Source organism: Rhizobium sp. BT04, from assembly GCF_030053135.1.
GTDB lineage: Bacteria > Pseudomonadota > Alphaproteobacteria > Rhizobiales > Rhizobiaceae > Rhizobium > Rhizobium binxianense.
In genome coordinates this window covers 1,510,672-1,534,443 of record NZ_CP125652.1, presented here as the reverse complement: position 1 = coordinate 1,534,443, position 23,772 = coordinate 1,510,672, and the positions used below count along the sequence as shown (strand labels likewise).

21 protein-coding genes are annotated in these 23,772 nt (G+C 61.3%); 11 read left to right on the top strand and 10 right to left on the bottom strand.

Annotation, left to right across the window (positions count from 1 at the left end):
- Window positions 1-40: 40 nt before the first annotated feature.
- Together QMO82_RS16085 and QMO82_RS16080 are read right to left on the bottom strand one after the other, a co-directional pair.
- Window positions 41-1,144, bottom strand: a complete 1,104-nt coding sequence (locus QMO82_RS16085) for an ABC transporter substrate-binding protein (RefSeq protein WP_183608146.1) — start codon at window positions 1,142-1,144, stop codon at window positions 41-43.
- Between the two features lie 188 nt (window positions 1,145-1,332).
- Window positions 1,333-2,205 (bottom strand): MurR/RpiR family transcriptional regulator, encoded by an 873-nt coding sequence (locus QMO82_RS16080; protein WP_183608147.1) that lies wholly within the window; start codon window positions 2,203-2,205, stop codon window positions 1,333-1,335.
- A gap of 176 nt (window positions 2,206-2,381) precedes the next feature.
- Between QMO82_RS16080 and QMO82_RS16075 the strand changes: the two genes are divergently transcribed.
- The 6 genes from QMO82_RS16075 to QMO82_RS16050 all read left to right on the top strand — a co-directional run bounded on the left by QMO82_RS16075 (window position 2,382) and on the right by QMO82_RS16050 (window position 10,053).
- The gene (locus tag QMO82_RS16075; protein WP_183608148.1) at window positions 2,382-3,152 is read left to right on the top strand and encodes an N-formylglutamate amidohydrolase; all 771 of its coding nucleotides are present in this window, start codon (window positions 2,382-2,384) and stop codon (window positions 3,150-3,152) included.
- A gap of 120 nt (window positions 3,153-3,272) precedes the next feature.
- Window positions 3,273-4,835: an amino acid permease gene (locus QMO82_RS16070; RefSeq protein WP_183608149.1), complete on the top strand. Its 1,563-nt coding sequence runs from the start codon at window positions 3,273-3,275 to the stop codon at window positions 4,833-4,835.
- A 146-nt stretch (window positions 4,836-4,981) separates the two neighbouring features.
- Complete coding sequence (locus tag QMO82_RS16065; RefSeq protein ID WP_183608150.1) at window positions 4,982-6,349, top strand: glutamine synthetase family protein; 1,368 nt, start codon at window positions 4,982-4,984, stop codon at window positions 6,347-6,349.
- Window positions 6,350-6,588: 239 nt separating this feature from the next.
- Entirely contained in the window at window positions 6,589-7,974 is a 1,386-nt protein-coding gene (locus QMO82_RS16060; protein WP_183608151.1) for an aldehyde dehydrogenase family protein, read from the top strand.
- Window positions 7,971-9,125, top strand: a complete 1,155-nt coding sequence (locus QMO82_RS16055) for an iron-containing alcohol dehydrogenase (protein ID WP_183608152.1) — start codon at window positions 7,971-7,973, stop codon at window positions 9,123-9,125. The genes QMO82_RS16060 and QMO82_RS16055 overlap by 4 nt, the downstream gene beginning before the upstream one ends.
- 229 nt (window positions 9,126-9,354) lie before the next feature.
- Window positions 9,355-10,053, top strand: coding sequence for a ParA family protein (locus QMO82_RS16050; protein WP_183608153.1), 699 nt, complete (start codon window positions 9,355-9,357; stop codon window positions 10,051-10,053).
- Between the two features lie 54 nt (window positions 10,054-10,107).
- Here QMO82_RS16050 and QMO82_RS16045 read toward each other — a convergent pair whose 3' ends face one another.
- From QMO82_RS16045 to QMO82_RS16030, 4 genes are all read right to left on the bottom strand, one after another.
- Complete coding sequence (locus QMO82_RS16045; protein ID WP_183608154.1) at window positions 10,108-10,863, bottom strand: ABC transporter ATP-binding protein; 756 nt, start codon at window positions 10,861-10,863, stop codon at window positions 10,108-10,110.
- Window positions 10,863-11,702 carry an ABC transporter permease gene (locus tag QMO82_RS16040; protein WP_183608155.1) on the bottom strand — a complete coding sequence of 280 codons (840 nt, stop codon included), beginning with the start codon at window positions 11,700-11,702 and terminating at the stop codon, window positions 10,863-10,865. Before QMO82_RS16040 ends, QMO82_RS16045 begins: the two co-directional genes overlap by 1 nt.
- Before the next feature lie 21 nt (window positions 11,703-11,723).
- On the bottom strand, window positions 11,724-12,692 hold the full coding sequence (locus tag QMO82_RS16035; protein ID WP_183608156.1) for an aliphatic sulfonate ABC transporter substrate-binding protein: 969 nt from the start codon (window positions 12,690-12,692) through the stop codon (window positions 11,724-11,726).
- A gap of 190 nt (window positions 12,693-12,882) precedes the next feature.
- Window positions 12,883-14,283, bottom strand: a complete 1,401-nt coding sequence (locus tag QMO82_RS16030) for a L,D-transpeptidase (RefSeq protein WP_183608157.1) — start codon at window positions 14,281-14,283, stop codon at window positions 12,883-12,885.
- A 254-nt stretch (window positions 14,284-14,537) separates the two neighbouring features.
- Here QMO82_RS16030 and QMO82_RS16025 point away from each other — a divergent pair, with 254 nt between their 5' ends.
- The 3 genes from QMO82_RS16025 to QMO82_RS16015 all read left to right on the top strand — a co-directional run bounded on the left by QMO82_RS16025 (window position 14,538) and on the right by QMO82_RS16015 (window position 16,204).
- The gene (locus tag QMO82_RS16025; RefSeq protein WP_183608158.1) at window positions 14,538-15,377 is read left to right on the top strand and encodes a DUF4432 family protein; all 840 of its coding nucleotides are present in this window, start codon (window positions 14,538-14,540) and stop codon (window positions 15,375-15,377) included.
- 71 nt (window positions 15,378-15,448) lie between these two features.
- Window positions 15,449-15,787, top strand: a complete 339-nt coding sequence (locus tag QMO82_RS16020) for a TIGR01244 family sulfur transferase (RefSeq protein WP_138330492.1) — start codon at window positions 15,449-15,451, stop codon at window positions 15,785-15,787.
- Window positions 15,788-15,859: 72 nt separating this feature from the next.
- The gene (locus QMO82_RS16015) at window positions 15,860-16,204 is read left to right on the top strand and encodes a RidA family protein (protein WP_183608159.1); all 345 of its coding nucleotides are present in this window, start codon (window positions 15,860-15,862) and stop codon (window positions 16,202-16,204) included.
- Between the two features lie 50 nt (window positions 16,205-16,254).
- Here QMO82_RS16015 and QMO82_RS16010 read toward each other — a convergent pair whose 3' ends face one another.
- The 4 genes from QMO82_RS16010 to QMO82_RS15995 are packed head-to-tail and all read right to left on the bottom strand — an operon-like array spanning window position 16,255 to window position 21,033.
- Entirely contained in the window at window positions 16,255-17,913 is a 1,659-nt protein-coding gene (locus QMO82_RS16010; RefSeq protein WP_183608160.1) for a thiamine pyrophosphate-binding protein, read from the bottom strand.
- Window positions 17,910-19,112, bottom strand: a complete 1,203-nt coding sequence (locus QMO82_RS16005; RefSeq protein WP_183608161.1) for a CaiB/BaiF CoA-transferase family protein — start codon at window positions 19,110-19,112, stop codon at window positions 17,910-17,912. The genes QMO82_RS16010 and QMO82_RS16005 overlap by 4 nt, the downstream gene beginning before the upstream one ends.
- Window positions 19,113-19,129: 17 nt before the next feature.
- The gene (locus QMO82_RS16000; RefSeq protein ID WP_183608162.1) at window positions 19,130-20,086 is read right to left on the bottom strand and encodes a DMT family transporter; all 957 of its coding nucleotides are present in this window, start codon (window positions 20,084-20,086) and stop codon (window positions 19,130-19,132) included.
- Between the two features lie 17 nt (window positions 20,087-20,103).
- Entirely contained in the window at window positions 20,104-21,033 is a 930-nt protein-coding gene (locus QMO82_RS15995; protein WP_183608163.1) for an alpha/beta fold hydrolase, read from the bottom strand.
- Window positions 21,034-21,192: 159 nt separating this feature from the next.
- On the opposite strand from QMO82_RS15995, the gene QMO82_RS15990 reads away from it, so the two are divergent.
- Both QMO82_RS15990 and ettA read left to right on the top strand, forming a co-directional pair.
- Complete coding sequence (locus QMO82_RS15990) at window positions 21,193-21,933, top strand: ribonuclease (RefSeq protein ID WP_183608164.1); 741 nt, start codon at window positions 21,193-21,195, stop codon at window positions 21,931-21,933.
- Window positions 21,934-22,031: 98 nt separating this feature from the next.
- Window positions 22,032-23,681 (top strand): energy-dependent translational throttle protein EttA, encoded by a 1,650-nt coding sequence (gene ettA, locus QMO82_RS15985; protein WP_183608165.1) that lies wholly within the window; start codon window positions 22,032-22,034, stop codon window positions 23,679-23,681.
- Window positions 23,682-23,772 lie beyond the last annotated feature (91 nt).

Here is a 23,772-nt window from a genome sequence, read left to right as displayed (position 1 = left end):
AAGCCTCCCCGCCTTTTGGGCGGGGAGGCTGGATCGGAGATTACTTGACGGCGGCGCCGACGACGGAATCCCAGTTCTTGGTGATGGCTTCCTTGCCGGCAGCCTGTTCTTCGAGCGTCGGGAAGACAGCCTTTTCATAGGCTGCTGCCGGCGGCAGCTTGTCGAGCAGGTCCTTCGGGATCTTGTTCTTCTTGGCAAGATCGTTGAAGCGGATCGGGTGGCAATAGCCCTTCAGCCAGCCGAGCTGACCTTCGTCGGAATAGAGGTATTCCATCCAGAGCTTGGCAGCGTTCGGGTGCGGAGCGAAGGCGGAGATAGCCTGGACGTAGACGCCGGCAACGACGCCGGTCTTCGGAACGATGACCTCAAACGGAGGGTTGCCCTTCAGGCTTTGACCCCAGGAGAGAGCATTGTAGTCCCAGGCGACGATGATCGGCGTGGAGCCCTGTGCGAACGGAGCGGCCTTGCCGACGACCGGTACGAAGTTGCCGTTCTTGTTCAGTTCAGCGAAGAACTTCAGACCTTCTTCGCCTGCCTTGGCTGCGTTACCGCCGGAAGCGGAAAGACCAGCAGCGTAAACGCCCTGGACAGCCTGGTTGGCAGTGCGCGGGTCGCCCGCGAGGGCGACGGTGTTTGCGTAGTCGCTCTTCTTCAGATCGGCCCAGTCGGCCGGCGACTGCTTGACGAGATCCTTGTTCACGAGGAACGAGAGAACGCCGTAGTAGTCACCGTACCAGAAGCCATCGGCATCCTTTGCGGTGTCCGGGATCGAATCCCAGGTGGAGACCTTGTAAGGCTGGATCAGGCCGTCTTTCTTTGCAGAGGGGCCGAAGGAGAGGCCGACGTCGATGACGTCAGGAGCCTGCGGACCGGTGTTACCCTTGTTGGCCTTGATGGCTTCGACTTCGTCGCCCGAACCCGCATCGGGGTTCAGTTCGTTGACTTCGAGGCCATACTTGGCCTTGAAGCCGGCAATGACGTCGCCATAGCCGCACCAGTCGTGCGGAAGAGCGATCGTCGTGAGGGTGCCTTCCTTCTTGGCGGCAGCGATAAGTTCAGCGCTCGGCTCAGCAGCGGCAATCGCGGTCGAAGCCACGATCATCGCAGTAGAAAGTGAAAGCAGTCGAGAAATGTTAGAGATCACTGTTGTTCTCCTTCGGGTTTCAGTGTCTTGCGATGCTGTTAATGAGCTTGCATGAAGCTTGTGTGACACTTGGATGACGTTAATTTTGCCATGAATGGCAAGCGTTTGCGACGGATGGTTTATTTGCGACAGCGCCATCGGTTTTCGCGAAAAGCCGTCATTGTTTTTCCTTTGTTTTAGCCGCCCTCCTAACCCGGTTTGCGGAAAAGCTTGGTCTGCTCGAACAGGCCTTCCAGCGTCTTCATGCGCTCCTTCGTCTCGTCCCAGGTCGAATTCTGAACAGCCTCGATCAGCGCTTCGACGATGAAGAGGGTGACGACGGAAGAATCCCAGGCGGACGGCGCCTCGATGCGGACGCGGAAGGCATGCTTGGCGAGCTTGGCGGCAGGCGAGCCCCACTGGTCGGTGAACACCACGATTTCTGCGCCGCGCTTGCGGGCGGCGGTGGCAAGGCTCACCATCTCCTGTTCGTAGCGGCGGATATCGAAGATGATCAGGACGTCGCCGGCATTCATGTTGAGGACATATTGCGGCCAACTGCTGGAATTCGACGACAGCAGCGTCGTTGCCGGCCGGATCACCTGCATATGGGTGAAGAAGTACTCGGCGAGCGCGCCGGTGATGCGGCCGCCGGCGAAATAGAGGCCGCGCTTGCGGTCCGACAGCAGCGCGGCGACGTTGTCGAAGGTCGCGGTGTCGAGATCGGTTAACGTCTGGCGCAGGTTGCCCATGATGGCATCGGCGAAACGGTTGAGGATATGCGTGCCCGGCGCGTTCTGCGCCCAGCGATCGTGCTTGGCGATCGGGTTGGAGATCGTCGCCTCGACCTCCTGATGCAGATGCGCCTGAAAATCGGGATAGCCCTTGAAGCCGAGCTTCTGCACCATGCGCACGACGGTCGGCGTCGAGACGCCGGCATTTTCGGCGATGGTGGTGATGCTGCCGAGGCCGGAAACCGGATAATTGTCGAGAAGGCTTTCCGCCAATTGCTTCTCGGCGCGTGTCAGCACCCCAAGATGCGAGTGGATGACGTCCGAAACCGTCTTCGACGCAGTTGTCACTGACTTTGCTCCCCGGGATGGTCTAGCGCCACTTTCCCACCCAAAGTTAACAACGCTGTCATAATCCATGTCAACTGCTGTCATGAAAAGAAACTTTCAGCGGATGCTTGACAGCGGCCGAAAGCTGAAGAATTCTTTTCTTATAAATATTTTATTAAGGGATAGGAGTGGCGCCTTTGGTGCTGGCCCAGCCGAAAATCCTCAGCGAAGCCGACGGCGAATGCGTCGGGATCGAGCGTATTGGCGGCCGCAGCCCGGTGCTGCTCGTCTGCGAGCACGCTTCGAACACGCTTCCTGCCCGGTTCGGTGATCTCGGCCTGTCCAGCGAAGCGCTATCGAGCCATATCGCCTGGGATCCGGGGGCCTTAGCGGTTGCGCGCGGCATCTCCAAAGCGCTCGACGCCACACTTGTCTATCAGCGTTTCTCCCGGCTGATCTACGACTGCAACCGTCCTCCGAGTTCGCCAGGCGCCATGCCGGAGACGAGCGAGATCTACGCCATTCCGGGCAACAAGGATCTGACCGACAAAGAGCGCCTTGCACGCACGGACGCACTCTACGTGCCTTTCCACGATGCCATTCGCGGGCTGATCGGCGATCGCCGGGCGAGGGGGCAGGACAGTGTCATCGTGACGATGCACAGCTTCACGCCGGTCTATCACGGCCACCAGCGCGGCGTCGAACTCGGCATATTGCACGACGAGGATAGCCGGTTTGCCGACCGCATGCTCGACGCTGCGGCCGAGGCGCCGCTTTACCGGACGGAACGCAACGAGCCTTACGGGCCCAAGGATGGCGTGACCCACACGCTGATCCTGCACGGGCTTTCGAACGGCTTGCGCAATGTGATGATCGAGGTCCGCAACGACCTCATCGCAGACGATATCGGCCAAGGGGTCATGGCCGATTATCTAAAAGGGCTGCTCCAGCAAAGCCTGGACGCCTGAATAAAAAGAAGACCCGAGGGAGCAGTCTAACTGCGAACGTCCGCATGGCGCAAATGTCGCGGACAATTTGGCACTGAACCGGCACGCAATCCCGCGGCCGATCGTGAACAGGGGGAAGTCATGTCGGACTATACCGAACTTGATAAGAAGCAGGATGTGCACATCCTGCATTCCATGGGCTATGCCCAGGAACTCGAACGACGCATGAGCTCGTTCTCGAACTTCGCCGTCTCATTCTCCATCATCTGCATTCTTTCCGGTGGCATCAATTCGCTGGCGCAGGCGACCTCGGGCGCCGGCGGAGCCGCCATCGGTATCGGCTGGCCCGTGGGATGCTTCATCTCACTCGTCTTCGCCGTCGCCATGGCGCAGATCAGTTCGGCCTATCCGACGGCCGGCGGCCTCTATCACTGGGGTTCGATCCTCGGCAATCGCTTCACCGGCTGGCTGACCGCCTGGTTCAACCTGCTCGGTCTCGTCACCGTGCTCGGCGCCATCAATGTCGGTACCTATTATTTCTTCATGGGATCGTTCGGCACCAGCTATTTCGGGCTGACGGACACGACGTTGGTGCGCATCGTCTTCCTCGTCATCATCACCGGCGCGCAGGCGCTCGTGAACCATATGGGTATCGGGCTGACCGCGAAGCTGACCGACTTTTCAGGCTATTTGATCTTCGCGACCTCGATCGCGCTGGCGGCCGTCTGCCTGATTGCAGCGCCCTCTTACGAGATCAGCCGTCTCTTCACCTTTGCCAACTATTCCGGCGAAGCCGGCGGCAATGTCTGGCCATCCACTTCGGGCGCCTGGGTCTTCCTCGTCGGCCTGCTGCTGCCGATCTACACCATCACCGGCTACGATGCCTCGGCGCATACGTCGGAAGAAACCGTGAAGGCCGCGGAGTCGGTGCCGCGCGGCATGGTCGCGTCCGTCCTGTGGTCGGCGCTTTTCGGCTACATCATGCTGTGCGCCTTCGTCCTCATGCTGCCGAACATGGACGACGCTGCAAAACAGGGATGGAACGTGTTCTTTTGGGCGATGGACAGCCAGGTCAACCCGATCGTCAAGGACATTCTCTACCTCGCCATCCTGGTCAGCCAGTGGCTGTGCGGCCTTGCCACCGTCACCTCGGTCTCGCGCATGATCTTCGCCTTCTCGCGGGACGGCGGCTTGCCGGCATCGAAGGCGCTGTCGAAGGTCAGCCCGCAGTATCGCACGCCGGTGGCTGCGATCTGGACCGGCTCCATCCTGTCGGTGCTTTTTGTTTGGTTCACCTCACTCGATTTCATGAAAGTCGGTGACACGCCGGTTTACACGATCGTTGTCTCGTGCACGGTCATCTTCCTGTTCTTCTCCTTCGCGATCCCGATCACGCTCGGCCTCTTCGCCTGGGGCACATCGAAATGGGACAAGATGGGCCCGTGGAACCTCGGCGAAGGCGTCTTCAAGCTCTTTGCCGTGCTGACTGTGATCGCGATGATCCTGATCTTCATTCTCGGCATCCAGCCGCCGAACGGTGCTGCGCTTTACGTTACCGTTGGCTTCCTCTTGCTGACCGCGATCGTCTGGTTCGGTTTCGAAAGCCGGCGCTTCAAGGGTCCGCCGATCGGCGCCGATGTGGCAAAGCGCCAGGCCGAGATCGCGGCGGCCGAAGCGGCGGTCGGCGAGAGCGGCGAAAAGTAAGCATCGAGGCTTCCCTCTCAAATGGCGGGGCCGCATCCTGCGGCCCCATCACCGGTTCAACGAAAAGGCATCAGGCCATCATCCGGCCGAGCGCATGCGATTTCGTTGCCCCGATCTCTCAATTCCAAATTTCAGGCGGATCAATCATGAGCAGCAGCTACACAATCGACGATCTCAGGAAGGATGTTGCCGAAGGGCGCATCGATACGGTTCTAGCCTGCCAGGTGGATATGCAGGGCCGGCTGATGGGCAAGCGTTTCCAGGCGGAATATTTTGTCGAGAGCGCCTGGAAGGAAACGCATAGCTGCAACTATCTGCAAGCGACCGACATGGAGATGGAGACCGTCTCCGGCTACAAGGCGACGAGTTGGGAAAAGGGTTACGGCGACTACACGATGAAGCCGGATCTGGCGACGCTGCGTCGCATTCCCTGGCTCGAAGGCACCGCGCTCGTCCTCTGCGACGTGCTCGACCATCACACGCATGAGGAGGTCGCCCATTCGCCGCGCGCGATCTTGAAGAAGCAGGTAAAGCGCCTGGAAGACTTGGGCATGAAGGCCTACATGGCTTCCGAGCTCGAATTCTTCCTGTTCGACCAGAGCTACGAGGCGGCGCAGGCTTCCGGCTACCGCAACCTCAAGCTCGCCAGCGCCTATAACGAGGACTACCACATCTTCCAGACCACCAAGGAAGAAGAGGTTATGCGGGCGATCCGCACCGGGTTGCAGGGCGCCGGCATTCCGGTCGAGAACTCCAAGGGCGAGGCTTCGGCCGGCCAGGAGGAAATCAACGTGCGTTATGCCGATGCGCTCGCCATGGCCGACCGGCATGCGATCATCAAGAACGGCTGCAAGGAAATCGCCTGGTCGAAGGGCAAGGCCATCACCTTCCTTGCCAAGTGGAACTACAATGCCGCCGGCAGTTCCTCGCATATCCACCAGTCGCTCTGGAGCCTGGAGGAAAAGCCGCTGTTCTTCGACCATGCCGGCAAATACGGCATGTCGCCGCTGATGCACAATTACGTCGCCGGGCTTCTTTCCCATGCGAGCGAGATCACCTATTTCCTGGCGCCCTACATCAATTCCTACAAGCGCTTCATGGCCGGCACCTTTGCGCCGACAAAGGCGATCTGGAGCAAGGATAACCGCACCGCCGGCTATCGTCTCTGCGGCGAGGAGACCAAGGGAATCCGCATCGAATGCCGTGTCGGCGGCTCCGATCTCAATCCCTATCTCGCCTTCGCCGCGCTGCTCGCAGCCGGCATCGACGGGATCGAGAACAAGCTGGAACTCGAAGCTCCCTTCGTCGGCGATGCGTATGGCGGCAAGGATATTCGCGAAATCCCGCGCACGCTGCGCGCGGCGACGACCGCAATGACGGAATCGGCAATGCTGCGCAAGGCCTTCGGCGACGACGTGATCGACCATTACACCCGCGCTGCCGAATGGGAGCAGGAAGAATATGATCGCCGCATCACCGACTGGGAAGTAGCGCGCGGGTTTGAAAGAGCTTAATAGGCATTTGCGGTTTGCTTGCCCTTCACCCTAACCTCGCCGGGGTCGAGCCACTGGTCTCGACCCGTCCTACGGACCCCCGCTGACGGGGAGAGGGGATTTGCCGCACGGATCGCTTGAGAGTGCGGAAAAGGTGCGGCAAATCCCCTTCGCCCCGCGAGCGGGGAGAAGGTGCCGGCAGGCGGATGAGGGGCGGTCGCCCACCAAATTTTGAATAATACGAGGACAGGAAATCGATCATGGCAATGATCCAATGCATTTCACCGGTTGACGGCTCGGTCTATGCCGAGCGTCCGGCACTTTCGCTCGATGCCGCCAAAGATGTGGTGGCGCGTGCCCGCAAGGCGCAGAAGGCCTGGGCGAAACGGCCGCTCGAAGAGCGCGTGCAGTTGGTGCTGAAGGGTGCTGCGCGGCTGAACGAGATGTCCGACGTCGTCGTGCCTGAGCTTGCCTGGCAGATGGGCCGGCCGGTCAGGTATGGCGGCGAATACAAAGGCTTCAACGAGCGCTCCAACTATGTCGCCTCGATCGCGGCGGACGCGCTGGCGCCTCTCGTCGTCGAGGAGAGCGAGCGTTTCGAACGCCGCATCGAGCGCGAGGCGCATGGCGTCGTCTTCGTCGTAGCACCCTGGAACTATCCCTATATGACGGCGATCAACACGATCGCGCCGGCGCTGATGGCCGGCAATACAGTGGTGCTGAAACATGCGTCGCAGACGCTTGTTGTCGGCGAGCGGCTGGTGCAGGCCTTCATCGAGGCCGGCGTTCCCGAGGATGTGTTCCAGAACGTCTTCCTCGATCACGAGACGACGTCGGCCTTGATTGCCGTCGGCAGCTTCAATTTCGTCAACTTCACCGGATCGGTCGAAGGCGGGCGGTCGATGGAGCGGGCGGCTGCCGGCACCTTCACCGGCCTCGGCCTCGAACTTGGCGGCAAGGATCCGGGTTATGTCATGGAAGACGCCGATCTCGAGGCGGCCGTCGATACGCTGATGGACGGCGCGACCTACAATTCCGGCCAATGCTGCTGCGGCATCGAGCGCATCTATGTGCATGAATCGCTCTACGACGCCTTCGTCGAAAAATCGGTCGCATGGGTGTCGAACTACAAGCTCGGCAATCCGCTCGATCCCGAGACGTCGCTCGGGCCGATGGCGCACAAGCGCTTCGCCAAAGTGGTGCGCGAGCAGATCGCCGACGCGGTTTCCAAGGGCGCCAAGGCGCTTGTCGATCCCAAGCTTTTCCCTCAGGATGACGGCGGCGCCTATCTCGCACCGCAGGTTCTCGTCAATGTCGACCATTCCATGGCCTTCATGCGCGAAGAGACTTTCGGCCCGGCGGTCGGCATCATGAAGGTGAAGAGCGACGAAGAGGCACTCGCTTTGATGAACGACAGCCAGTACGGGCTCACCGCCTCGCTCTGGACCAAAGATGTCGAGCGGGCAGCGCGGCTTGGCCGCGAAATCGAAACCGGCACCGTTTTCATGAACCGCGCTGATTATCTTGATCCGGCGCTCTGCTGGACCGGTGTGAAGGAGACCGGCCGCGGCGGCTCGCTCTCGATCATCGGCTTCCAGAATCTGACGCGTCCGAAATCCTTCCATCTGAAGAAAGTCACAGCATGAGCAGCAGCAACATCACCGCAAACTGGAGCTATCCGACATCGGTCAAGCTCGGCCGGGGCCGCATCAAGGAACTGGCCGACGCCTGCAAGAGCCTGGGCATCAAAAAGCCGCTGCTCGTCACCGACCGCGGCCTTGCCTCGATGGCGATCACCAAGACCGCACTCGATATCCTCGAAGATGCCGGTCTCGGCCGGGCGATCTTCGCCGACGTCGATCCGAACCCGAACGAGAAGAACCTCGATGCCGGCGTCAAGGCTTTCAAGGACGGCGGCCATGACGGCGTCGTCGCCTTCGGCGGCGGCTCTGGCCTCGATCTCGGCAAGTGCGTCGCCTTCATGGCCGGCCAGACCCGGCCGGTCTGGGATTTCGAAGATATCGGCGACTGGTGGACGCGCGCGAGCCTTGAGGGCATCGCCCCGATCGTCGCCGTGCCGACGACGGCAGGCACCGGTTCGGAAGTCGGGCGCGCCAGCGTCATCACCAATTCCGAAACCCATGTGAAGAAGATCATCTTCCATCCGAAGTTCCTGCCCGGCGTCGTCATCTCCGACCCGGAACTAACGGTCGGCATGCCGAAGATCATCACGGCCGGCACGGGCATGGATGCCTTCGCTCATTGCCTGGAAGCCTATTCCTCACCCTTCTACCATCCGATGTCGGCCGGCATTGCGCTCGAAGGCATGCGCCTCGTCAAGGAATTCCTGCCGCGCGCCTATAGGGAAGGCACCGATCTCGAAGCCCGCGCCAATATGATGGCCGCTGCCGCCATGGGTGCGGTCGCTTTCCAGAAGGGGCTCGGCGCCATCCATGCGCTGTCGCACCCGATCGGCGCCGTCTACAACACCCATCACGGCATGACCAATGCGGTGGTGATGCCGGCGGTGCTGCGCTTCAACCGCAAGGCAATCGAGGAGAAGATCGGCCGCGCTGCCGCCTATCTCGGCATCTCAGGCGGTTTCGACGGATTCTACGACTACGTGCTGAAGCTCCGTTCCGAGCTCGGGGTGCCGGAAACGCTGTCGGCAATGGGAATCGCGGACGATCGCATCGATGAATTGTCGGCCATGGCGATCGAGGACCCGAGTGCGGGCGGCAATCCGGTCGCACTGACGCTCGAAAATACCAAGGCGCTTTTCAGGGATTGCTTCTGACGGCATAAGACCGGACTTGCAAATTGGCCTGGAAGACCTCGGTTTTCCAGGCTTTTTTGTACCGTCCGTATCCCAAATTTTAGGGATGTGAAAAATACCGGCTGCAATTTCGCCGCGCGTGTTTCGAATTTGTTAACCATGATTAGAAAGGATGGATTAACCGCACGATGCTCCGAGGGTGCGTAAAAGAGCAATTCCGGCTCGCACCATCTCCTTCCGAGGACCGAACATGCCTGTTATCACATTCGCAAATACCAAGGGCGGCGCCGGCAAGACGACGGCTGTCCTCCTGCTCGCAACCGAGCTTGCCCGCAAGGGCTATCGCGTCACCATTCTCGATGCCGATCCGCAGCACTGGATTTCACGTTGGCACGAGATATCGGGTCACGTGCCTAATGTTTCGGTGATCGATTTCGTGACCACCGCCTCGCTGCCGCAGCATATCAGCGAGAACAAGCACAATACCGACTATTTCATCGTCGACCTGCCGGGCGCCCGCAATCCGCTGCTCGCCACCGCCGTCGGTCTTTCCGACCATGTGCTGATCCCGATCCAGGGCTGTGCGATGGATGCGCGCGGCGGCGCGCAGGTGCTCGAACTGCTGCAGTATCTCGACGAGAAGGCCGGGATCAAGATCGGCCATTCGGTGGTGCTGACCCGCGTCAACTCGATGGTGACGACGCGGGCGCTGCAAGTCGTCAAGTCGCTGCTCAGCGAGCGGCATGTGCCGGTGCTTGATACCGCCATTATCGAACGCTCCGCTTTCCGCGACATCTTCGACTGTGGCGGCACGCTGCACACGATCGACTCGACGCGCGTCAGCAATCTCGATAAGGCGCGTGAAAACGCCACCTGTTTTGCCGAGGAGATGATGCGCAAGCTGCCGGTCAGGCTGACCGCATCGGCGCGGATGGCGACGGCGGCCTGACATATCCCGTATCCTCAAACGAGTGCGCCCGTTCGCCCGCGACGCATTTCGTTTTTAGGCGCTTGCCGTGCGGCGGCCATCATTGAGGGAATGAGCCAGAAGGCCGGAAAGACGCCTTTTGACTCCGGCCAATTCGTCCGACATACGATTGCGTTGCCGCGGCAGGCCTATATCGACCACTTCCAGAATGCGTCCCGGCCAGGGGCGCATCACGACGACGCGATCTGCCAGAAACGCGGCCTCTTCGATGTCGTGCGTGACCAGCAGCATCGTCGTGGTATTCACACGCCATAGATCGATTAGATGATCCTGGAGTTCGACACGCGTCATCGCATCGAGGGCCGAGAAAGGCTCGTCCAATAAAAGCACGGCCGGCTTCGTCACGAGCGCGCGCGCCAAGGCCACGCGTTGCGCCTGCCCGCCGGATAGTTCCTTGATCCAGCGCTTCTCGTAGCCGGCAAGGCCGATCTTCTCCAGAGCAGCCGATACCTGCTCTTCGCGTTCGCCGCTTGCCAGATGACGCAGGCCGAAACCGATATTGTCGGCGACCGTCAACCAGGGAAAGAGCCGAGGCTCCTGGAAGACGAGGTTCACGAGGGCGTCCGGCTCCGTCAGCCGCCGTCCCTCCAGGCTGATTTCGCCCTGGGTGGGCGCTTCCAAGCCCGACAACAGCCTCAGAAGAGTGCTCTTGCCGCAGCCCGATCCTCCAATGACTGCGATCAGCTCGCCCTTTCCGATGCTCAGGGAAAAATCCTGCAGCGCATGCGTTCCGTTGGGATAGATCTTGGATAGAGAACGGATATCGAGCATCAGATCCCGCTCGCATGGTTGTCGCGCCAGCGCAGAAACGGCGCGGTCGCAATTAGAAGCAGGCTGTCGGTCGCCTTGCCGACAATGGCAAAGATCAAGATAGCGGCGAGGATCTGATCCGGTTTTCCGAGCTGCTGCCCGTCCACCAGGAGATATCCCAGGCCCTCCGACGCGCCCATAAATTCCGCCGCGACGACAAACATCCAACCGAGACCCAAGCCGGCGCGCAGGGCAAGGATATAGTCGGGCAGAACTGCCGGCAGCAGGATCAGACGAATGAGCTCGAACCCGGAAAGCCGGAAGACGCGGCCGACCTCGACGATGCGCCTGTCGACGCCGACGACGGCGCCATAGACCCCGAGATAGACGGGAAAGAAGACGCCGACGCCGATCAAGGCGACTTTGGAGGCTTCGAAAATGCCGAACCACAGGATGAATAGCGGCACCCAGGCAATAGACGGAATGGCTCTGAGGGCCTGCAGGCTCGGATCGAGCAGGCGTGCGAGCAATTTGGAAGAGCCGGTCAGCGCCCCGAGCGCGGTTCCCGCCAGGGAGCCGAAGGCAAAACCGATCGCCACTCTGCGCAGTGTCGCACCGACATGGGTAGCCAGATCGCCGGATGCGGCCAGCGCATAGACCGTATAGAGAATCTTCGAGGGCGGAGGCATCAAGCGGCCGCCGACAAGCCCCGTGCGCACGAGGATCTCCCAGGCGGCAAACAATGCGATTGGAAACACGATCCCGACGATCGGGTGATCGAAAGGCGAGACCCGGCGCTGCCGGGTCTCCCTTTCTGTTTCGGTATTGCGCCATGACAGCGCGATGTCGACCAACGACATGGGAATGTGTTTCCTATCGCTTCATTGGCCGAGGGCGGCGGAGGCGAAGCTTGGATCGATCAGCGCGGAGACAACTGTTTTGACATCGACATCCGCCTTGATGACATCCGCCTTTTGCAGAGCAAGGCCTGCGGCTTCGATCGTCTGGCGCTGGGCGTCGCCGATCACGGAATAGCCGAGGTTCGTGCGCTCCAGCTGGCGCTCAATCACGGTATCGGGCAGTTTGGTGGCGGCAACGAGGGCGGCTTTGAGCTTGGCCGGATCTTTCAGAGCCTCAGTGCGGGCCTTCTCGTAGGAGGCAAGCACGCGTTTGACGATGTCAGGATGCGCGGCGGCAAACTCCTCGCGCACGTTGAGAACGCCCCAGCTGTTGTTCTCCGGCTTGCGATAAAACAGAACATCGCCATCTTCGATCTCGGCGGAGGCCATGATCGGATCGAGGCCCGCCCAAGCATCGACGTCACCGCGCTTCAGCGCAAGGCGGCCGTCCGCATGCTGGAGCAGAACAAGCGAAACATCTTTTTCGGTGAGGCCGGCATCGGCAAGCGCGCGTACCAGGAAAATGTGGGGATCGGTGCCGCGCGTCACGGCGATGGACTTGCCCTTGAGGTCCTCGACCTTGGCAATGCCGGTATCCTTGCGGGTTACGAGCGCGGTCCATTCCGGACGCGAATACACGTAGATGGATTTGATTGGATTGCCGTTGACGCGGCCGATCAATGCCGCCGCACCCGCGGTCGAGCCGAAGTCGAGGGAGCCGGCATTCAGGAATTCCAGGGCTTTGTTGGAGCCTGCGGACTGGACCCAGGTTATCTTGATCCCGTCCTTTTCGAATTCCTTTTCCAGGATGCCTTCATCCTTCAGAATGAGGCTGACCGGGTTATAGGTTGCCCAGTCCACGCGAATTTCCGAGACATCGGCAGCCTGTGCCGTGCCCATTGCAACCAAACCCGCGAACACGCTCAAAGCCAAGCGAACAAACGATTTCATACGACCTCCTAAATGTCAGGAGATGAAATCTACAGATTTGATAGCTTTTTGCGCGCTTTCAGGTTCCAAACTTTGAAAAAGGGAGAGCAAATTTGAACTGCCGCTGCGGCCGCCGCTAGATTGTTGTGTCAAAAAGCGGACGTGGCTTGGCTGTGTCAGGGGCAATCCGCCTGACGACGCGTTACTGCGGTCAGTCGACGAATTCGACCGTCACGCCCGGCTTAACCATCTTGGCCAGCTCGGTCGCATCCCAGTTGGTCAGGCGGATGCAGCCGTGGCTCTGGGTGCGGCCGATCTTAGAAGGCTCGGGCGTGCCATGGATGCCGTAGGTAGGCTTCGAAAGCGCCATCCAGACGGTGCCGACGGGGCCGTTCGGTCCGGGCGGGATGTTGAGGATCTTGTCGTTGGCACCCTGCTGGAAATTGATCTTCGGGTTATAGGTGTAACCGGGATTGAGGGCGACACGCTCGACATTCACCAAGCCCGACGGAGAGGGGGTGTCGGTGGAGCCGATCGATGCCGGATAGGCGGCGAGGAGATTGCCGGCGCCGTCATAGGCGAAGACCTGCTTGCGGCCCTTGTCGGCGATGATGCGGGCGACTTCACCGCTTTTCGGCTCGCCGGGATTGACGACCTTGATGACGGTGCCGGGAACGCTGAAATCGGCGCCGGGGTTCATCTCCTTGAGGAAAGCCTCATCCATGTGGAAGCGTTCGGCCAGCATTTCGGTGGTCGAGGTATAGGCTAGCGAGGGCAGCAGCGCCTTCTGCGAATAATCTTCCGGGATCTGGGCGACGAAGGGACCGGCGGCATCGGCCGGCGTGATCGTGTAGCTGACGACGGGCAGGCCGCCGTTCATGCGCAGCTCTTCCAGAATGGCATCGGTGTCGTTGGGATCGAGCTTCGACCCAGTCATCTGGTCATAGGCATAGATGCCCTTGGTGACGTTCGAGCCCATATGGCCGTCGATGACGCCGGGAGAGATGCCGGCGCGATCAAGGAAGACCTGCAGTGCGACGATCTCGGGCTTCGACTTGTTCTTCAGCGTGATGACGGGTTCATCGGGTGCTGCCTTCGGCGCGTCGGCAGGCGGGATCTGCTGGTCGGGATCGATCGAGGCGTAGTCGTCGTTCGGCTGCGGATTGCCGATGCTGTTATCCTCGGGATAGGGCTGGTCGCCGAGCGGCTGGCGTTCGATCGCCGCATCGCGCGGAATGCCGCCGGTGACCGCACCGCGCTCGGAGTAACGCGTGTCGCCATAGGTATTGTCGTCGGCATAATAGGGATCGTTGCCGTTCTGGTCGGCATAGACATCGCGCGGGCCGGGCCGCGGCGGATAGTAGCCGCGGGCGCGCATCTCGGTGGCGACGACGTTGCCGTAGTCGTCGATCAGCACGCGGTTGCCGCTGCGGTCGCGGGCGTAAATATAGCCGCGCGGGACATAATCGAGGATTTCGCCGCTCGGCGTCACCAGCACGACATCGCTCTGGCGGCGGTCGCGGAACTGCTGTGCGCCCGCCTCCGGCGCTGCAGCCGCAATGGCCGCCAGCACGGCCGCAAGCGAAAATGCCGACTTCAAAAAGCGATTCACGTCTGAAAACCTCGAACAGTGACTGGCAGACACACACCTGCGAATTTTGACGCTAGTGTGGAATTTATGAAAGCGTGCTGAACAAAATATGAAAATCACTAAGATTTCCTTTTACTCATAAACGTTTGCGTCTCTGTGTCGGTTCCGCAAACTCCACACTTGCGGCAAAAACACCAGATGGCGGCGGCGCTAATTGACGAAAGACGGTGCGAAACCTAACGCTACGACGGCTATAATCTCTTGAGGAGACCGCGATGATCGAATTTGCCGCCGCAAGCGGGCCGCGCCTGATGCTCGATGAAACATCGGTGCTGGATATCGGCGGATGCATCATCGAAGGCATCGATATTGCGCCGAAGCGCGCCATTCCCGACGACGGCGATCCGCGAATCGATCATTCGCTCGAAGGCTTCCTCTTCACTTGCGGGCCGGACCATATCCGCCATCGCCAGCCGATCGCCGGCCGGGCCGACGGCAAGGTCTACCCGCTGCACGGATCGGCCTCCGGCCATGCGGCAAAGGTGCTGTGGACGAAATTCGAGAACGGCAATGCCGAATGCCGTGCCGATATCGACATCACCACCGTCGAGGGACTGCCGCAGCGCATCGAGCGGCTGTGGCGCATCGACGGGGCGACCGGCGAAGTGCGGCTCGATGACCGGGTGGTCAATACCAGCGACCAGACGGTGCCGACCTTCCTGATGTACCACATCAACACTGGCGGCAAATGGCTGGACGAGGGCACGCGGCTCGAAGGTCGGATGCTGGAGAATGGCGGTTTCCCCTGGGCGTTCGGCGAGGAGCCAGGCGGCATCTTCTGCGTTGCGGCGCCGGCGACGGAGGAGGGTTTCGCGGAGGTCCGCCTCGGACCAATCGCCGCAATCGGCGGCAGGACGCTGCGTGTGCGCTTCCGCGCCGACACGCTGCCTTATCTGCAGGTGTGGCGAAACCAGAAGGCGCCGGCCCATATCATCGGCATCGAGCCGGTTTCGCATCGCTGGATATCGCGCGACGAGCTTCAGGCCGCAGGTGAGTTCAATATGCTGGCGCCCGGCGAGAGCCGCAGCTATGCGCTGAGCTTTACCTTTCGGTGAGCGAAGTGTTGTTGACGCTGGCAGACCTCCGTCGTAGACCTTCAGCCCACGATTTTTGAGGAGACAAGACGATGGATATTCGCCAGATCGACGATGAATATTCGGTTTCGGGCCAGATCACGCTGGAGGAGCTCGACGAGATCAAGGCGCTCGGGTTCAAATCGATCGTCTGCCACCGCCCCGATCATGAGAGCCCTGATCAGACATCGTTCTCCGTCATCGAGGCGCGCGCCAAGGAGCTCGGTCTCGAGATCGCCCATGTGCCTGTCGGACCGATGGGCGTGACCGAGGAAGCGGTGCAGGGCATGGTCGATGCGCTCGACGAATTCCCGCGGCCGATGCTCGGCTATTGCCGCTCCGGCGCCCGCTCGACGGCGATCTACCAGAAGACCCACCATATCCGCAGCTAGGTCCCGTTCCGGCTGCCGATTTCCGGCGCTGCGCTGCAGCGCCATCACCTTCCATTCACTCAGGAGACTAGAATGAGCATTAAGCGTATCGACATCGGCTCGCGCATGAGCGGCGCCGTCATTCACGGCAACACGGTCTATCTCGCAGGCCAGGTCGGCGAGGGCGAAAGCGTCACTGATCAGTGCAAGTCCTCGCTTGCCGAAGTCGACCGCCTGCTGGCTGCATCAGGCAGCAGCAAGTCGAAGATCCTGCAGACGATCGTCTATCTCTCCGACATCGCCGATTTCGCCGAGATGAACGCCGTCTGGGAAGGCTGGATCGATCCGGCCAATCCGCCGGCCCGCGCCACCAGCGAAGCCAAGCTCGCTGCGCCGAAATACAAGGTCGAGTTCATCGTCACGGCTGCGATCGACTAAAAACCGTTCATTTTTAAACTGGTTGAAGCCGGTGAGTTCAGTTCACGAACTCACCGGCTTTTTGTTTGCGCGATTTCGGACAGCGTGCGTGTCGGCGTGATCGCTTCCGGATCGAGCTTCACTTCGATGATCGCGGGTTTGCCGCTGGCGCGCGCCCGCTCGAAGGCCGCGGCGAATTCTTCCGTCCTTTCCACCGTCTCGCCATGGCCGCCATAGGCGCGGGCAAGGGCTGCGAAATCGGGGTTGGTCAGATCGGTGCTGCTGACGCGGCCGGGATATTCGCGCTCCTGATGCATGCGGATGGTGCCGTAAATGCCGTTGTTGACGACGACCGCGATGATCGGCAGGCCATAGCGGATGGCGGTGGCGAATTCCTGGCCATGCATCAGGAAACAGCCGTCGCCGGCAAAGCAGATGACCTCGCGCTCGGGAAAGAGCCGCTTGGCGGCGACGGCGGCGGGCAGCCCGTAACCCATCGAGCCAGAGGTGGGGGCGGCTTGCGTGTTGAAGCGGCGGAAACGATGGAAGCGGTGCACCCAGGTGGCATAGTTGCCGGCGCCGTTGGTGAAGATCGTCTCTGGCCCGGTATTGGCCTCCAGCCACTCCATGATCGGCCCCATATGGACGGCGCCCGGACCTGTCGAAGGCGGCTTCGACCAGGCAAGATAGGCCTGGTGCATGCGCTCCGTGCGCTCCGCCCAGTGCGGCTCGGCCGGCGCTTCCAGATCGGCGAGCGCTTCAACGAAATCGACAGCTGCGGCGCAGATCGCAAGATCCGGACGGTAGATACGGCCGAGTTCGGACGCATCGGGATAGACGTGGACCAGCGATTGCTGGGGGTAGGGGATATCGATCAGTGTGTAGGACGAGGAGGGCATTTCCGACATGCGGCTGCCGAGCAGGATCAGCAGGTCGCTCTCCCTGATCTCCTTTGCCAGCGCCGGATTGATGCCGATGCCGACATCGCCGGCATAACAGGGATGCAGATGGTCGAACAGCATCTGCCGGCGGAACGAGCAGCCGACCGGCAATTTGAAACGTTCGGCGAAAATTGCAAAATCGGCGACGGCATCGGCATCCCAGCGCGTGCCGCCGAGGATCACCATCGGCCGCTCGGCTTTGAGCAGGCGCAGGTAGAAATCGTCGATCTGGCTGCGGCCGGGGTGGGCTTCGACGCCGACATAGCGCTTGGCGCGGGGCGCCTCGACTTCGTCGCGCAGCATGTCTTCCGGCAGCGTCAGCACCACAGGGCCGGGGCGGCCGGAGGTTGCGATCGCAAAGGCGCGGGTGACGAACTCGGGAATGCGGGCGGCATCGTCGATCTCGCCCACCCATTTGGCGAATTCGGTGAAGGCGCGGCGGAATTCGACCTCCTGGAAGGCCTCACGCTCGCGTGCTTCGCGCTGCACCTGGCCGATGAAGAGGATCATCGGGATCGAATCCTGCTTTGATATATGCAGGCCGGCGGAGGCATTGGTGGCGCCGGGGCCGCGGGTGACCATGCAGATGCCGGGTTCGCCGGTCAGCCTGCCCCAGCAATCCGCCATCATCGCCGCCCCGCCCTCCTGGCGGCAGACGAGGACGTCGATATCGCTGTCGCGCAGCGCGTCGAGGACGGCGAGGAAACTCTCGCCGGGCACGCAGGAAAGACGCTTGACGCCGTTCGCCTTCAACGCCTCGACGATCAGTTCTCCGCCGCTCTTCTTCATGACGATGCCTCCCTCTCGTACTCGGCGAGTTCTGCCAGAATTTCATCCCTGTGTTCGCCGAGGCGCGGGCTCGGCCTGGTGTAACGCAATGGCGTCTCGGACATGACGACCGGCGTCCTGACACCCGGGATCATCGTGCCTGCGGCATCCGCAAGGTCGATGCGCAGGCCGCGGGCCTGCACCTGCGGATCGGCGAACATTTCCTCGATCGTGTTGATCGCGCCTGATGGGACCGCATTCTCCTCGCAGGCCTTCAGAAGATCCGCCTTCTGCCATTTCAGCGTCTCGGTAGAGATGAGGCGGCGCACCTCGCCGCGATTGGCGACGCGGGCCCTGTTGGTGGAAAAGCGTTCGTCGCCTGACATCGCCACCAGGCCGAGGATGGCGCAGAGGCGGCGGAACTGGCCGTCGTTTCCGACCGCGAGGATGAGGTAACCGTCAGCCGCCGGCACGACCTCATAGGGCGAGATATTGGGATGGGCATTGCCGAGGCGGGTCGGTGCTGAGCCGGAGACCAGGTAGTTCATGTTCTGATTGGCGAGGACTGCCGATTGCACGTCGAGCAGGGCCATATCGATGAGCTGGCCTTCGCCTGTTTTCAGCGCGTGGATCAGGGCTGCCTCGATTGCCGAGACGGCATAAATGCCGGTGAAGATATCGGCGATCGCGACGCCCGCCTTCATCGGCTGGCCGTCAGGCTCGCCGGTGATCGACATGAAGCCGGATATGCCCTGGACGATATAGTCGTAGCCGGCGAGGCCGGCATAAGGGCCGGTCTGGCCGAAGCCGGTGATCGAGCAATAGACGAGCTTCGGGTTCACCTTCCGCAGGCTGTCGTAATCGAGTCCATATTTGACGAGGCCGCCGAGCTTGAAGTTCTCGATCACCACATCGGCGGTGGCGACGAGCCGGCGGACGAGATCCTGGCCTTCCTCGCTCTTTAGGTCGGCGGTGATGGAGCGTTTGCCGCGATTGGCGGCGTGATAATAGGCGGCCGAGAGATTTTCGCCATCGGCGCCTTCGACGAAGGGCGGCCCCCATTGGCGGGTATCGTCGCCGCCATCGGGATTTTCGACCTTGATGACGTCGGCGCCGAGATCGGCAAGCATCTGTCCTGCCCAGGGGCCGGCCAGCACGCGGGCAAGCTCGATCACTCGAATGCGGGCAAGCGGCGGCTTTTTCGTCACGGTTTCCGTCATATTCCTCCGGAAGGCGGTTACGGCGCCAGCGTCGCCTCAGATGTATCGGATACGGGTCTGGATGCAAAGCGGCGCTCGCGCCAGAGGATGTAGAAGCCCGACGCCATGATGATCATGATGCCGAGCCATTTGACCGCATTCGGAAAGTCGCCGAAGACCAGCCAGGCGAAGATTGTCGCCGATACGATCTCGAAATATTGCAGCGGCGCCAGCGTCGAGGCCGGTGCGGCGCGATAGGCATAAACCCCGAAGATACCAGCGATTGCGGCCGTGGCGCCGACGCCGGCGAGATAGAACCAGACATTGCCCTGCGGCATGACGGGATCGAGGAGGTCGGAACCGGTTCCCTCGCCGAAATAGAGCAGGATGGCGCAAAAGAGCAGGCCCCAGATGCCCATCTGGAACTGCATCGCCCAGGGGTCTTCCCTGTGCGAGAGGACGCGGGTCATCAGCACGAAGATTGCGATGCAGAGCGCGCTGAGGACGGGCAGAAGCGCGACATAGCCGACCTCCTCAAAACTCGGCTGGATGATCAGCATCGCTCCGAAGAAGCCGACGCCGCAGGCGGTATAGCGCCGCCAGCCGATTGTTTCCTTCAGGAAGATGCCGCCGAAGATCGTCACGATGATCGGCTCGACGAAGAAGATCGCAATCGCGTCGGCGACCGCCATGTATTTCAGGGTGGTAACGAAGGAGATCATCGAGACGGTGATGATCGCGCCGCGGATGGCATGGAACAGGCTCTGGCTCCAGGAGAAATCGGTAAAGCTGCGCCGCCACAGCACGATCGGCAGCATGCAGAGCGCCTGGATGGCGAAGCGGGCGGCGGTGACCTCGGCGGATGGAATGGTGACGACGGCAAGCTTGGAGAAGATATCGATGAGCGGCGAGACCATCACCGATAGAAACATCAGCGCAAGCCCTGTCGTCACTTCGGAGGGGGACGATACTGTACGGGAGGAGGAGCTGCTCATGATGGAATCCCTATGGCTCAGGCTCTTGCGGCGGCCCCGTCGCACCAGTCCGCAAAGGCCGCGGTCGCCGCATCCGCGCCGATCTCATTCAGCGTTTCGTGCCGCATGTCCTGATATATCTGAGTGCTGATACGAGAGAAGCCTTGGGCTTTCAAATGGTTTGACAGCCAGCGGATAGCTTTTCCACGCTCTGTGGCGGGATCCTCTCCGCCGCCGACCAGATGGATCGGCATATCACGGGGCACTCGGTCGAGATGGGATTTCTGCGGCGCGCGAAACGTCAGTTCGAAGAGATCGAGCCAGAGCGAGACCGAGGCATCGAAGCCGCAGAGCGGATCGGCGATATATTTATCGACTTCACCGGGTAGGCGCGACAACCAGTCGAACTCGGTGCGGCGGCCCGGGATCGCATTTCCCCAGGCGCCGAAGGTCAGCTTCGGCAACAGGCCGCTCGGCACGTCGGAGCCCTTCAGCATGCGCTCGGCAAGCAGGATTGCCTGGGCGGCGCGGCCGGCAAGGCCGACGGCGAAATTCGAATTCCAGACGGCGACGGCATCGAAATCGGCCGGCGCCGTGACGGATGCATTGAGGGCGATCAGGCCGCCCATCGAATGGCCGAAGAGGATCACCGGCAGGCCGGGATGGCGGGCGGCGGCATGGCCGCGCATGGCAAGGACGTCACCGATCACCTTTTCGACGCCACCTCGTTGGGCGAAGCGGCCGATCGGCGCGTCGGCTGCGGTGGTTTCGCCGTGCCCGCGATGATCATGGGCATAGACGTGATAGCCGCGCGCCGCCATCGTCTCGGCAAAGGCGCGATAGCGTTTCGAATGTTCGGCAAGACCGTGCGATATCAACAGGATGCCGCGGGCCGCGCCTGTGGCTTCGGCATGGTGATAGGCGAGCGACGCCCCGGGCACGGCGAGCCTCTGCGTTTCAGAAAACATGTCGGTCCTCCTTGCCGCAACAGACCAGATCACCGCCCAAAAGCAACATCGGTTCCGGGGTTATCCGATAACAAATTGCATTGCTGTTGCGATTCAGGGTTGCGGGCTTGCGATCTTCGTGCTTATTTGTTCCTGTATTGTTCTTTTTTGGGGGTTGAAATGAGCAGCATGCAGTTGCGTACCTTGACGTTCGCCGTGTCGATGGTTCTTGCCGGCGCCGCCGTGGCGCAGGAGGCCGGCGGGCGCACCCGTTTTATTCTTGCGGCAAGCTGGCAGCCCGCCTTTTGCCAGACGAACCAGAAGAAGGCAGAATGCGCCAGCCAGACCGGCGAGCGCCCCGATGCGACGAATTTTTCGCTGCACGGGCTCTGGCCGATGCGGCAGGATTATTGCGGCGTGAGTGCCGAGCAGAAGGCCGCCGACAAGGACGGCAACTGGACCACATTGCCGGAGGTCACGCTTTCGGCCGAGACGAAGGCGGCGCTCGCAAAAGCCATGCCCGGCACGCAATCCGGCCTGGAACGGCATGAATGGACAAAGCACGGCACCTGCACGAAAATGAGCGCCGAGGACTATTTCGGCGTCGGCGTGCATCTCCTCGGCGCACTCAACACGTCGGCCGTGCGCGATCTCTTTGCCGCCAATATCGGCAAGCCTGTTAAAGCCGAGGCGATCAAGGCGGCTTTCGACAAGAGCTTCGGGCCGGGTGCCGGTGACCGCGTCAAGATGAGCTGCCGGCGGGCGGGCAATGTCAAGATGGTCAGCGGGTTGACGATCGGGCTTTCGGAGGCCGCCGGAGCGGCGTCGGCGAAAAGTGCTGGCCTTGCCGATCTGATCCAGGGGGCGGGGAAAACCTCCTTCGGCTGCGACGAGGGCGTCGTCGACGCTGCGGGCTTTTGACCGGAAATCCTGAGTAAACCGGGTTTCGGCGTTGCCCGCAGGCGCTGTTTCGCCTACATAGCGGCACGATCGAAGTTTCCCGCCCGGAGCAGCGCAGCATGGCACGTCAGTTCATCTATCATATGTCCGGCCTCAACAAGGCCTATGGCAACAAGAAGATCCTGGAGAATATCCACCTCTCCTTCTACCCCGATGCCAAGATCGGTATCCTCGGACCGAATGGCGCCGGTAAATCCACCGTGCTGCGCATCATTGCCGGACAAGACAAGGAATATACCGGCGAAGCCTGGCTCGCCGAAGGAGCGACGGTCGGCTACCTCGAGCAGGAGCCGCACCTCGATCCCAGCAAGACGGTGTTCGAGAACGTCATGGAAGGCGTTGCCTCGAAGACGGCCGTGCTCGAGCGCTACAATGAACTGATGATGAACTATTCCGACGAGACGGCGGAAGAGGGCGCGAAGCTCCAGGACATCATCGACAGCCAGAACCTCTGGGATCTGGAAAGCCAGGTCGAGATGGCGATGGAAGCCTTGCGCTGCCCGCCGCGCGACGCCGATGTTACCAGCCTGTCCGGTGGTGAGCGCCGCCGGATCGCGCTCTGCCGCCTGCTGCTGTCGCAGCCGGACCTGCTGCTGCTCGACGAACCGACCAACCACCTGGACGCCGAGACGATTGCCTGGCTCGAAAAGCATCTGCGCGACTATCCGGGCGCTGTGATGATGATCACCCACGATCGCTACTTCCTCGACAACGTCACCGGATGGATCCTCGAACTCGACCGCGGCCGTGGCATTCCCTATGAAGGCAACTACTCGGCTTACCTGCTCGCCAAAGCCAAGCGCATGCAGCAGGAAAACCGGGAAGAGGCAGGCCGTCAAAAGGCGATCAGCCGCGAACAGGAATGGATCGCTTCCAGCCCGAAGGCCCGTCAGGCAAAATCCAAGGCGCGTATCAAGTCCTACGAGCAGCTGGTGGAGGCCGCCGAAAAGCAGCGTCCCGGCGACGCGCAGATCATCATCCCGGTCAGCGAGCGCCTGGGACAGGTGGTCATCGAGATGGAGGGCATCACCAAGGGCTTCGAGGGCCGCACGCTGATCAACGACCTGTCGATTAAGCTGCCGCCGGGCGGCATCGTCGGCATCATCGGCCCGAACGGCGCCGGCAAGACGACGCTGTTCAAGATGATCACCGGCCAGGAAAAACCGGACGCGGGATCCGTCCGCATCGGTGAGACGGTCCATCTCGGTTATGTCGACCAGAGCCGCGACGCACTTGACGGCAGCAAGACCGTTTGGGAGGAAATCTCAGGCGGCGCTGAGGTCATCAAGCTCGGCAAGTTCGATATGAACTCCAGGGCCTATTGCGGCGCCTTCAACTTCAAGGGCGGCGATCAGCAGCAGAAGGTCGGCAATCTCTCGGGCGGCCAGCGCAACCGCGTTCACCTTGCCAAGATGCTGAAGGCCGGCGGCAACGTTCTGCTGCTCGACGAACCGACCAACGACCTCGATACGGAAACGCTGGGTGCGCTCGAAAGCGCGCTGGAAGCGTTTGCCGGCTGCGCCATCATCATCAGCCACGATCGCATGTTCCTCGACCGTCTGGCGACGCACATTCTGGCTTTCGAAGGCGAGGGCCATGTGGAATGGTTCGAAGGCAACTTCGAGGATTATGAACAGGACAAGATCCGCCGCCTTGGCCCTGATGCCCTCAACCCGGGCAGCCAGGCGCATAAACGCCTGACGCGCTAATCGCATCTTCTGTCGTGTTGAAAGCCCCGGTTCGGCCGGGGCTTTTTCATGTCTGCGCTGTCGCAATTTGAGCAGGCAATTTCGCTGAAGT